Below are 12,493 nucleotides of genomic sequence, written 5' to 3' on the forward strand. Positions count from 1 at the left end.
CTCTAAAAGTTATATGTAACATCAACACCAATTCTTTGCCCCTCACCCTTAAAGTCTTCTAGCATGCCAAGGAAAGAACTGAGATCAAACTTTAAATGACTGTACTCTTTATCAAATAAGTTTTTACCCCATAAACCGACCTGCCATTGCTGATATTGATAAGTAACATTAGCGCGCCACAATGCATAGCTAGCTTGCATTGCATATGGATTCTGGTTTTGATCAAAGTAATACTCAGACTGATAATCAACACCAATAACTGTTGCCAACTCACCACTATTCAATTCATAAGAATAAGCAAGCTCTGCAGAAATATTCCATTCAGAGGTAAAAGGGAGTCTATTATCAGTTAATCGGTTACCGAGTGGATCTATAAACTCTTCAAAATTTGCTTCAGGAATATAGCCAATGGCTACCCGCGATTTTACAGCCTCACTGAACAGGTATTCTAACTCAAGCTCTGCACCATAAATGGTCGACTCACCAACATTTTCTAAAAGCTGCAAAGGTGGTGCATTGGGTGTTGAAGAAGCTTGGTTCATGAACACTTGCTGATTTTTATAATCGTAATAGAAAATCGCGCCAGAAAGTAAATAGGCACCCTCTTCAGAGAGCTTAAAACCTACTTCATGCGAGAGCGTTTCTTCAGGACCGTAATCCGCTAATTCAGCTTGCTCTTTAGATGACAGTAGCCCCCCATTATAGCCACCACTTTTGGTGCCATTTGCTAGTGAATAATAAATTAGCAAATTATCATGCGGTGTATAATTCCACGCAACTTTCCCAGAAAAACCATCATCTTTAACCTCTCCATTAACCGTATAGAAAGGAATAAGTGAGCCCGCAAGCTCCCCTGGCGTTGTGATAAAGTTTAATCGTGAAATAGAGTCATATTCAACCGACTCGTCTGAATAGCGTGCGCCAATGGTTAGCATATGATGCTCGTTTAACTGCCACTCATATTGAGAAAACAAAGCAATCGACTTTGTCACAATCTCATTGTCGTAAAAAAAGGTTGTTGTTAACTCCGGCGCAAAAATACCTCTAAAGTCCCTTAAAATATCATTGTGATTATTTTGATAGATGCGCTCTTGATATTGAAATAGACCAATTGTCCAATAGTCTTCACCTAATTGACTATGGTATCTAAGCTCATTCGTTACAAGCTCGCTTTTCAAGCCCAGCTCGCCTTCACATAAACGTTTAGGGCTGCCATCACAATTAAATGTATGGTCTCGATCAAGTCGATTAAAACCATTTGAATAAGTTATAAATGCATCTTCTTGTAGTTGCCACTGTAGTTCAGCTGTCCAACCTTTATAGATGCTTAAATGAGGGGAGTCATTGTTTACACTTACAGCCCAAAAATCATCGCTGCCATCATTAAAGCCAAAACTATCTACACACCCAGCACTTCCAGCCTCACTAGGTGAACATTTTACAGGAGCTGCTGGGTTTGGATCTTTGAATATACCAATATTACCGACCGGCTGTACTATGCCATCCCAATGACCGTAGTACCCTTTTACAAAGGCGCTCCAATTGTCCCACTCTCCCAAGTAACTTAACCGCAAATCACTTTGTTTTAGGCCTGCCTCTGGCGATGTTTCAAGCAGGTTATAACTTGTATACTCATAGTCTGCATGATTAAAAGCAAAACGAATGGCACTTTCATCATTAATTGTTGCGTTATAAGCGCCTTGCGCTCTTCGCCAATCATCAGTTCCTGCTCCTAAGCTAACATAACCATAGTTACCCGCATCAGGACGTTTTGTTCTTACGAGCAATGCACCACCGGTACTGTTCCTACCAAATAAAGTTCCTTGCGGGCCTTTTAAAACCTCAACTTGCTCAATATCAAACAAATTAGCTATTTGATTATTTGCCGAGCCGACAGATACACCATCGACATACATGGCAATTGGAGAGGTATTTGCCGTGTTGTAATCTAGTAAGCCAATACCACGAATATTAATTGCTGGCGGCGTGCCTTCAGCTGCATTTTGGCTAATTTTTAAATTTGCGACAAAATGACCCAGCTCTGTCGCATCTTTAATGCCCTGTCGGGCAATACGATCGGCGCTAATTGTTGAAATCGATACGCTCACATCTTCGATATTTTGCTTTCGTTTTTGTGCATGGACCTCAATAATCTCGATTGAATCATTTGCTGCATAAGATAGAAATGAACTTAGAAGCACAGGCATTATGGATATAGAAATGGCAGAGAGTTTAAACATGTCCGTTCTCGTTAGTTATTGCAGTATTCACTTTGCACTACTGAGTATAGTCCAAAAGAAAAGACCTCCAATAAAATTGCAGGTCTTTTCTGTAACTTACCTAATATTATCTATCAAGTACCATCTGGCTCAAAGCCATTTTCACCACTTATTTCCTCAGGTAAACCGCAAATAGCACGTGATGTTTGCATACCGGCCATCACAGCAGCCTCTACACATCCTGCATTAACACCCGTTTTGATCCAATCACCTGTTATAAATAAGTTTTTGAACACTGTGCCATCAGTCGCTAAGCGAAAATCACTGCTACCTGTCACTGACAGAACATATCGCTCACTTGGGTCAACATTGACGCGCCAATATTGTGAGTCAAACCTTTGCTCCGTGGGCGCAGCACTTGGGTCGTAAATGACATCCCAAATAAACTGACCTACGTCATTATATGCGGATGGCCACAACGGCTGCATTTCATGGTTCAATTTATTGAGTGAATTAACCTTAACTTTGGCTGTTTGTTCTGCAGGAAACGTATGCTCTGATGCTGGCGGGTAATAGTCGCAAGTAAAAGCACTACAAAAATAAGCGATATTACATGGCCCAGATGAAGGCCAATCCTCTACGCCAAGTAAATTAGACATTGCCGCCCATGTATCAAATGGCTGAGAAAACGCACTTAATATAGGCCGCTCTTCACTGGTCGGTGTATAGTTAAAACCCAACTGCTCATCCGTTTTATTTAACCAAACCTGAAACGCTTGCGTTGCTACTGTCTTTACCTTACTGCTTTGCTGCTCAAAGCCATAATCTAACGCGAGTAGCTCTGGACAAAGGTGCTCTAACGACCCAACCGAAATACCAAAAACGACTTTATCAAAATCACGCATTCTTGTGAGCGTCTTACGAGTCAAAGGTCGCTGATAATGCTGCTCGTATATAGCGGGCCAGTCAGTCCAGAATGATTCTAAGTTCACCTTGTGTTGTCGGATAAGATCGGCCTGCTCATCAACTATTTGATCCAAGTTTGGCTGTGAAGGCCAGCAAGGCAACCCTTTCACATCTACAAATGGCTGGTATTGACCATTTTTAAGCTCGACTTGCTCAATAATAGAAATCTCATCTACCACATAGTTGCCATTTTCATCTTGTCCGGGTTTAAGCCCTTCAACTTGATTGAAGAACTCAAATTTAACACCTCTTTGGCTAAGTAACTCATAGATTGGTGAAAAGATGATATCACCCATCCCCGCCTGCATTTTCCACATCACACCGCCCTTGTAACAAAGCATAATGCGCAACATAGCCAAAGAAGCAACGCCGGCCTCTACGTCACCATTTTTAAAGTCCCCATCAACAAAACCGAAAACAAGATCATAGAATCCACGAACGGGCGCAGACTCAACAGCGTATTCTTTATCTGCACCGTTTCTAGCAAGCCAATACTTAAAGTCATACTTATTCAGCACACCAAACCCATTGGCGTGCACTCTGTCCCTAATCATGCCAACTGTCATCGCAATGGCTAAATCAGCACAAATATAAGCGCGTCTCACGGCAGGGTTATCATCAATCAGTTCTAACGCCTCTGAGCGCAGCCAACGCTTAAGCTTTCTGACAATATACCAAGTGACAAGTCTATCTTTTGAATTTGTTAGATTTTTATCCTTTGCTCGCAAACTCATTAAATCATGTAGCTGAGATATTAGCAGCTTGGGTGTCGACAAGATGTCTTGAGCTTCATCGATAGCACTATCAAAAAAAGACTTAACAGAGTCTTCAATGCTATCAAAAGCGCCCGAGATCTCTCCGGCTAAATGTTGTAATAGACTTCTATCACGTTGTTTACGAGTTTGCAGCTGCGTTTTGCGATTAGATGCTTCAATCGCCTCTTCCAACTCATCAATCCACTTGTGTAGCCATGCAACAACCAGCTCTATCAGCTGCCAGAAGTGAAGGTCTAATGTACCATCAGCGGGGTTTCCATCAATCAAAGGAAAGTCAACGGGCCAAGTTTCCCACTGATTGTCGATATATTCTTGTAAAACAACGAAACTATGGGGCTTTAACGCTTGCTGCCAAGTATGAATTGGCACGGTGGCTGGTCTGTTTAATTTATCATAGACAGTCTCAATCGCGCGAAATGAATTAACATATGCGCCAAACCATACATGCAAACCATGTTCTTCAATTCTTTCGCCAAAATGAGCGTTTCTGCCACTTGCTCCCTTCCCACCTAATCTCCAACCTAACTGATAAACAGTAATATCATATAGATCTTGCCAATTTTCTTTTTCAGTTAAGTAAACAGCAGCAGTCATCGCAGACACGCCACCACCTAATATAGCGATACGTTCTTTAGTCATGTTATGTCCTTACTCACTTCATAGATCGGCTGTTACGATTTCATGGGCACCGTCTTGATCAAAATCCATACACAAAAAGTAAGGCAGCCTTGCGAACTGTTCACCCACCTTGATCCCAAACATCTCTTCTAAAGGAAATGCATCAACTTGGTTAAAAGTGACTTTATATTCATCTTTGAGAAAGCCGAGTTTATGTACCTTTTTCACAGTTGAGGGAGAGTGAACAACCGCACTATAAACACTATTTTCTGCAAAGCCGTCAGGGAACTGTTTAAATAAAATTTGGGCAAGTTGCGGGTTGGTAAAGCCACTAAATAGCTGTTTAAAAAAGTCTATACTAACGCCTAAATCATGCACACTGCCATGGATAAGCTCGGCAACTTCTTTGCCAATCTCTATCGCTTCTTCGAACCAAGTGTCATCATCCGCCACCCGGTCAATAGACAAAAGCTCATACCAAGCCATTTTTTTGTCTGCTTCAAAAGGTTGAAAAGTCTCAAGACTAAGAGAAAAATGGTCCGCGCGATGCTGGTTATCCGGCATTTGGTACTTACACAAGTATTTGTTATAACCCCAAGTCTCACGGCCATTAACTAACGCATTGATATTGTTTACCGTAATAAATGCTGGATACCAATATAAATGCGTCATCTTATTCTCTTGCTTGCTTATCTGTGCAATCGGCAACCAAACTATTATGTCCGTCTCTTGCATATAGCCATAATTACTAAATGGCGGTACTTTAGACGCAATATTTTCTATATCTGTGAACGTTAAAAGGCAATATGATGATAGTGCCCTAAATGCAATTGTTTCACTGGGTACGCTGTTAAGTGTTGAATCGACATAGCTTTGAATGGTTTCCAACTCCCCTTTAACAAAAAAGCCATACATCATTGCATTTAGCATTCTGCATGGCGGCTTTGCGATTGGGTTTCCAGGGAAGTGTCTGTAAGGAATACGAGGCTGATCTGACATACATAACTCCTTTTCATTATGATTTACATAGTCAATTCTAGTCCACTTTTTATCCTTCGGTTGGCTAATTTTAACTTAATTGCTTCGTCAATATTGTATTGACACAAAGCAGTAAAATGATGCAATGCTGCGGCATCAAAATTGCGTGAAAGCGAGTTCATAAATCCATGCTGATAGCGGGTTCTGTAGCAATTTATCCCCGGCATGCCAGACAAATGATGAATAACAGGTTTAATATCAAAGTGATTTTCTTGATAAGGAAAATATACATCGACATCACATTTTGGGTGCAGCTGCAAATAGTTCCTTATCTGACCCGGATAAAACGCAATCAGCTTTGTGGTGCTTTTGATCGGCATGGCAGCTAGCGCTCTCCAACATGCAACTCCACCGGCCGAAAAGCCGATGACCAAATCAGGCTGTTTATCAGAAATCGCTTCAACTACTTTTTGAAAATATTTATCGTGGCCGACTGAATCCATGAACTGCTTATATGCTGTCTCTTCATCTCTATTCAAATGACCTTGTCTAAATGGGTAAGGAGAGCAAATTGAGGTGCTGCCATCTAGCTCATTAACGAAGTTTTCTAAGCATTTTGTTTGCCCAAAAATATCACTGACGATAAGCGTATTCATAGTTTTCTCTTGTTATTGAAATTAACTTAACTCGCCAACCTTGCATACTAACCTAAGTACGACTTTAAAACACTTTTAATCACAAATAAAAGACCAATCCTTGTTCAAAACCCATTGGCCACCACTTTAAATTGCTTTAAGGCTGGTGTTCGTATTTTAATGTAGCAAAAAGACACAAGTTGTAAAATAAATCACAAATAATAAACAAAGATTTTAACTTAATTACTTTTATACCTGTTGGCAATTGAATGATCTTTGCTAAGCTTTAATAGTGACAATTATACGAGGGCGAAATGTGCGCAAAGCATTGCTACTATTAATGTTGTTAACCGGTGTGGCAGAAAGCAAAAGCATTGACTGGATTATCACTGACTTCCCTCCCTACTACATGATTAATGATGCAGACGAAGGTACAGGTAGAGATGAGTTAATCATTGATTTATTCCACACGTACTTGCCTGATTATGAAAATAATAAAGTCTACTTTCCTGCAAGTCGTGCTATCAGAGCCCTAAGTGATAAACGCAACACGTTTTGTATGCTTTCTTTATACAAAACGCCGCAGCGTCAAAAATTCATTCGCTTTAGCCAAAACTATACCACCATTGGATTATCGCCAACCATTGCCACAACCACGGCAACCCTTGAGGCACTTGGTTTTGAAAACGCGTCAAAGGTCAGGCTTAAGCCGTTTATAGAGCAAAATAAACTAGTGCTCGGTGTTGTGATGCAACGTTCATACGGCAGGGCATTAGACCAAGTAATTAGTTCTATCGAAAAAGATCAGGTTGTTATCAGGCCTGGACAAGATGCACTTGAAAGTTTGACCTACATGCTTAAAAAAGGTCGTGTCGACGCCGTTATTGGCTATCCCAGTGAACACTTTTACCTTCATAAACAAACGAATACTAAAGACGTGGTACAACTGCTTCTCGAAGACGTTGACCCTATTGTTCATGGTTATGTTGGTTGCACAGACAATAAAACTGGCAGAGAGATCATCAAAAAAATTGATTCTGTTGCTAATACTGTCGTTAATAGCCAAGAGTTTAAAGCAGTGATGCAAAAATGGTTGCCAAGTTATTTGGAGATAAAGCTCAGTAAATTAATGAAAAATAAGGAAGCGAGATAATAATGCACCAAGTACCGCTGATTGCGATACTTGGCACAAGGCATTAATTAGATATTTGTCACATCAATAAACAAAGACTCATCAATGTTTGTTGATGACACTGTCGCTTCACTAAATTGATACTCATCTCGATCATTTTCCCTGTCGATTGGCAGGTTTTCAAAATCAAACAAGTTTGTATCTGCAAGCTGGCTTGGGCTAACGTTCTGTAGTGATTTAAAAATACTGTCTACACGACCAGGCGTCTTTTTATCCCAGTCAACCAACATTGCTTTGATATTTTGTCTTTGTAGGTTTTCTTGAGAACCACACAAATTACAAGGGATAATTGGAAATTCTCTATGCTCTGCATATTTTATTAAGTCTTTCTCGCGGCAGTATGTTAACGGTCTAATAACCACGTTACGGCCATCATCAGACCTTAACTTAGGTGGCATAGCTTTTAAGCGCGAACCATGGAACATATTTAAAAACATGGTTTCAACAATGTCATCCATATGGTGTCCCAAGGCAAGCTTGGTTGCGCCAATTTTTTCTGCAAATGAATACAGTGTACCCCTACGCAGACGAGAACATAGACCACATGTTGTTTTACCTTCAGGCACCTTTTCACGAACAACAGAGTACGTATCTTTATCAACGATATAGTAAGGAATATCCAAGCTTTCGAAGTATTCAGGCAAAATATGCTCTGGGAAGCCAGGTTGTTTTTGATCCAAGTTTACCGCGATAACTTCAAATTTAATGGGTGCAGCTTTTTGCAGGTTAAGTAATATATCAAGCATTGCAAAAGAGTCTTTACCACCACTAATACAAGCCATCACAACATCACCTTCTTCGATCATGTTGTAATCTTTTATTGCGTTACCAACATTTCTGCGCAGTTTTTTCTGCAACTTATTAAATTCAAGTATTTCTTTTCTATCGTCTTTTTGATTCATCACGACTTCTCAAGCCTAAAACGGACGGCTTTTTAATTGCTACGGGTAAAAATTTTAAGGTGTGAATTATACGGGCTTTTAGACTAGGTTGGAACATATCAATGCAGATAAACAATTTACATAACATAAATATTTACTTCAAACATAAAAATGCCCCAAAAGCGTGAACTTTTAGGGCATGTAAAGGACCTTTACAAATCTGATTTAGCGCATCGCCATCATCATTTTCGCAGGTTCTTCCAGATATGATTTCCACAAATTATTAAATCTAGCAATCGTACCACCATCAATAACTCGATGGTCACCAGACCAACTCACTTGCATAATCGAACGTGAAACCACGTTTCCATCATCATCAAAGCGTGGAAGATGTTGCAATTTACCAAGCGCAACAATCGCAACTTCTGGTTTATTAATAATTGGTGTCGCAGTTGTGCCGCCAATTGCGCCAATGTTCGATATAGAAATTGTGCCGCCTTTAAGATCATCTGGCGATACGCGCCCTTCTCTCGCTGCGTCAGTTAACTTAGTTACCGCCTCAGCAACATCAACAATAGACTTATTTTGACAGCCTTTAATATTTGGCACTAACAGACCTAACTTACTATCAACGGCCATACCAATGTTATGATCATCAAAGTATGTAAGCTCTGTACATTCATCGTTAACTTGCGAGTTTAAGATTGGGAATTCTTTAATGGCAAGAGACAGCGCTTTAATAAAGAAAGGCATCATAGTGAGCTTAATACCTTGCTTTGCATATTGCTCTTTCAAAGAAAGTCGCAGCGCAATGAGCTCTGTTAGGTCAATTTCATCACTGTAAGTGAAGTGAGGAATTGTGGATACAGACGCAACCATTTGCTTAGCCATCGCAGCTTTCATACCACGAATTGGCTCAACTCTTGCGCCACCAGTTACAGTGCTAACTGTGGTTGTCGTAGGCTGAGCAGCCGCTTCGCTAGCAACTGGTGCAGCTGGACTTGCGCCCGCGCTCAAGAACTTTTCAAGGTCTTCTTTATAAACACGACCATTCTTACCACTTCCAGGCACTTGGCGAATATCAATATCCATTTCGCGTGCACGTCGCCTTACCGCAGGTGAAGCAACCGCTTTACCGTTTATAACAGGCTGTGAAGACGAAGCTGAAGGCGCTGATGGTGACATAGGTTGAGGCTTGTGGATTGCAAGCTCATCTTCAACAGATTTAGCTGGTGCAGCTTGCGCACCACTAGATTGTGCTAAACGCACCTGAAATAATGGGCTATGTACTTGTGCTATATCACCTTTTTGATAATACAATTTTTCCACAACACCATCATACTTCGCTGGAATTTGAACAAGCGCTTTGTCTGTCATTACATCACAAACAGCTTGGTCTTCTTTAATTTCTTCACCTTCGCTTACCAGCCACTCAACAATCTCACATTCAACAATACCCTCACCAATATCCGGCAAGATGAAATCTTCTAAGTGAGCGCCTTGTGTCGCTGCTGGTTGCTCTTTTGCCGCTGAAACCTCAGCTGTCGCTTCTTCTACAGGTGCATCACCTTCTACATTCATCGCAAACAATGGCTCATGCACCTTTGCAATATCACCTTTAGCGTAATGCAATTGAGTGATAACACCATCATGTACTGCCGGGATTTGTACCAAAGCTTTGTCTGTCATTACATCACAGATTGGCTGATCTTCTTTGACTGTGTCACCAACAGCGACTAGCCACTCTACAACTTCACATTCAACAATGCCTTCGCCGATATCTGGTAAAATAAACTCTTTAGACATGACTTATCCTTAAAATTCCACTGACTTCTTGATTGCTTCAAACACTTTTAAAGCATCTGGCACATATTCTTTTTCAAGAGCTAAAGGATACGGGGTATCTAGACCACATACGCGTTCTATAGGTGACTCTAAGTGCAAGAAGCACTCTTTTTGGATAGTCGCAGCGATTTCAGCACCAAAACCATTTGTAATTGGCGCTTCGTGACTTATCACCAAGCGGCCTGTTTTAGTCACAGACTTAATCAGTGTTTCAGCATCCCAAGGTAAAATTGAGCGAAGATCGATAATTTCGCAGCTAATACCCGCTTCTTCTGCTTTCACAGCGGCCTGTTCAATGATCTCCATCTGTGCACCCCAAGCAAGTACAGTGATATCAGACCCTTCTTTAACAACTTCCGCTTTACCAATTTCAATGGTGTAATCTTCTTCTGGTACTTCACCAACAGATGCACGGTATAAACGTTTAGGCTCAAAGAAAATCACTGGGTTATCATCTTTGATACAAGCTCTTAGTAAGCCTTTTGCTTGATAAGGATTACGAGGTACAACTAACTTCAAACCTGGTGTATGTGCAAAATACGCTTCTGGAGATTGCGAGTGATACAAACCTCCGGCAATACCACCACCGTACGGTGTACGAATAGTCAGATTACCGACATTAAACTCGTTACCAGAGCGGTAGCGGAATTTAGCCGATTCATTAACGATTTGGTCAAATGCAGGGAAGATATAATCCGCAAACTGAATTTCAGCTAATGCTGGCGCACCAAAAGCTGCAAGGCCATTGGCAAAACCAAGAATACCTTGCTCTGTCAGTGGTGTATTAAATACACGGTGCTTACCATACTTCTCTTGTAATCCAGATGTTGCACGGAATACCCCACCAAAATAGCCAACATCTTCACCAAAGATACAAGCTTGAGGGTGCTCTGCCATACTAATATCAAGCGCCGAATTAATGGCGTGTAACATATTCATTTTAGCCATTATTTAATTCTCCCTGCTGTTACTGGATAGGCATCTGGGTATTGTTTGATATGCTCTTTTAATTCTTCGTATTGTTTTTGTAGCGCTGGAATTGGCGTGTCATAAACATCAGAAACAAGTTCTTCAAGTGCTGGTTTTTGTACTTTTTCAGCCACTTTTAGCGCCGCCAAGATCTCTTCACGGATTTTGTCTTTAATTGCTTCATCTTCTTTTTCATCTAACCAGTTTTGCTTTAATAGCCATGCTTTAAATCTGGCAACTGGGCAGCTATTTTTAAACTCAGCTTCTTCATCTTTAGTACGATAACCTGACGGATCATCAGAAGTAGAGTGAGCGCCAAGGCGATATGCAATTGACTCGATTAGTACAGGCTCACCTGTTGTAACTGCAATTTCACGGGCTTTTTTAGTCGCTTCATACACAGCTAGTGTATCAGCGCCATCCACACGAATAGTTTTGATGCCATAGCCAACACCACGTGCTGCAATACCATCACCTTTAAACTGTTCGTCCGCGGGCGTTGAAATCGCATAGCCGTTATTACGGGCAAAGAAGATAACAGGTGCTTTATGTACTGCGGCCATGTTAAGACCAGCATGGAAATCACCTTCTGAAGCAGCACCTTCACCAAAGTAACAAATAGTTACGTTATCGATTTCAGAGCTTAATTCACCAGACTCTTTATCAATATGCTTGAGCTTTTGACCATAAGCATAGCCTGTAGCTTGCGGGATCTGCGTGCCAAGTGGTGAAGAAATTGTCAAATAATGTAATTCGTTAGAGCCATAATGCACCGGCATTTGACGACCCTTCCCCAAGTCTTTTTCATTTGAGAAAAGCTGGTTCATGAATTGTTCTAGTGTAAAGCCACGATAATGCAGAGCAGCTTGCTCACGATACTGAGCCATGATCATATCATCTTGCTTTAACGCTGCAGCACTTGCTGTAATTGCAGCCTCCTCACCTAGACACTGCATATAGAAACTAATACGGCCTTGGCGCTGAGCGGCTTGCATACGTTCATCCAACAAACGGATAAATCTCATCGTGCTATAAATTTTAAGTGCTGTTTCTTTATCTAACTCAGGTGACGTCGCGCCATCTAAGATTTCGCCTTGCTCACTTAAAATTTTTAATGTTGGGATGTTAAGCGCATGGCCATCGATAAATTCGAGTGCATGGCTTATGTTTAACGATATGTTATTGGGGTTAGTCATAACCTACCTTCTCTTGTTGTCATCGCCAATTTGCAATACTTGCAGTCAATAGCATTGACGTAAAAGCCCGCGTGTTGAGTTTTGAATAATTAGTGCGGTAAATGCAAATTACTTAAATTAAAGCTTTTGCCACTTTACGTTAACGTAAACGGTTATTCAACTAATCCTAGATGAATAACCGGTAATTTGCATTTTTATTCTGGAAAGATTTCGATACG

Annotated in this window: 9 protein-coding genes; 1 reads left to right on the forward strand and 8 read right to left on the reverse strand. The window is 40.8% G+C overall.

Going from position 1 to position 12,493, the window contains the following annotated elements:
* Positions 1-2: 2 nt before the first annotated feature.
* The 4 genes from QNM16_RS05185 to QNM16_RS05200 all read right to left on the reverse strand — a co-directional run bounded on the left by QNM16_RS05185 (position 3) and on the right by QNM16_RS05200 (position 6,213).
* Positions 3-2,240 carry a TonB-dependent receptor gene (locus QNM16_RS05185; protein ID WP_284019502.1) on the reverse strand — a complete coding sequence of 746 codons (2,238 nt, stop codon included), beginning with the start codon at positions 2,238-2,240 and terminating at the stop codon, positions 3-5.
* Positions 2,241-2,353: 113 nt separating this feature from the next.
* Positions 2,354-4,600, reverse strand: coding sequence for an NAD(P)-binding protein (locus tag QNM16_RS05190; RefSeq protein ID WP_284019503.1), 2,247 nt, complete (start codon positions 4,598-4,600; stop codon positions 2,354-2,356).
* Between the two features lie 18 nt (positions 4,601-4,618).
* Complete coding sequence (locus tag QNM16_RS05195; protein WP_063363930.1) at positions 4,619-5,578, reverse strand: hypothetical protein; 960 nt, start codon at positions 5,576-5,578, stop codon at positions 4,619-4,621.
* 23 nt (positions 5,579-5,601) lie between these two features.
* On the reverse strand, positions 5,602-6,213 hold the full coding sequence (locus tag QNM16_RS05200) for a hypothetical protein (RefSeq protein WP_284019504.1): 612 nt from the start codon (positions 6,211-6,213) through the stop codon (positions 5,602-5,604).
* 295 nt (positions 6,214-6,508) lie between these two features.
* Between QNM16_RS05200 and QNM16_RS05205 the strand changes: the two genes are divergently transcribed.
* Positions 6,509-7,345: a transporter substrate-binding domain-containing protein gene (locus QNM16_RS05205; protein ID WP_284019505.1), complete on the forward strand. Its 837-nt coding sequence runs from the start codon at positions 6,509-6,511 to the stop codon at positions 7,343-7,345.
* A gap of 47 nt (positions 7,346-7,392) precedes the next feature.
* On the opposite strand, the gene ttcA is transcribed toward QNM16_RS05205, so the two are convergent.
* The 4 genes from ttcA to QNM16_RS05225 all read right to left on the reverse strand — a co-directional run bounded on the left by ttcA (position 7,393) and on the right by QNM16_RS05225 (position 12,275).
* The gene (gene ttcA / locus QNM16_RS05210; RefSeq protein ID WP_284019506.1) at positions 7,393-8,286 is read right to left on the reverse strand and encodes a tRNA 2-thiocytidine(32) synthetase TtcA; all 894 of its coding nucleotides are present in this window, start codon (positions 8,284-8,286) and stop codon (positions 7,393-7,395) included.
* Positions 8,287-8,490: 204 nt separating this feature from the next.
* Positions 8,491-10,071 (reverse strand): dihydrolipoyllysine-residue acetyltransferase, encoded by a 1,581-nt coding sequence (locus tag QNM16_RS05215; protein WP_284019507.1) that lies wholly within the window; start codon positions 10,069-10,071, stop codon positions 8,491-8,493.
* Between the two features lie 9 nt (positions 10,072-10,080).
* Positions 10,081-11,058: an alpha-ketoacid dehydrogenase subunit beta gene (locus QNM16_RS05220; RefSeq protein ID WP_237137533.1), complete on the reverse strand. Its 978-nt coding sequence runs from the start codon at positions 11,056-11,058 to the stop codon at positions 10,081-10,083.
* The gene (locus QNM16_RS05225; RefSeq protein WP_063363936.1) at positions 11,058-12,275 is read right to left on the reverse strand and encodes a thiamine pyrophosphate-dependent dehydrogenase E1 component subunit alpha; all 1,218 of its coding nucleotides are present in this window, start codon (positions 12,273-12,275) and stop codon (positions 11,058-11,060) included. The genes QNM16_RS05220 and QNM16_RS05225 overlap by 1 nt, the downstream gene beginning before the upstream one ends.
* Between the last annotated feature and the right edge of the window lie 218 nt (positions 12,276-12,493).

Origin of the sequence: Pseudoalteromonas umbrosa (assembly GCF_030125375.1) — a bacterium.
Lineage (GTDB): Bacteria > Pseudomonadota > Gammaproteobacteria > Enterobacterales > Alteromonadaceae > Pseudoalteromonas > Pseudoalteromonas umbrosa.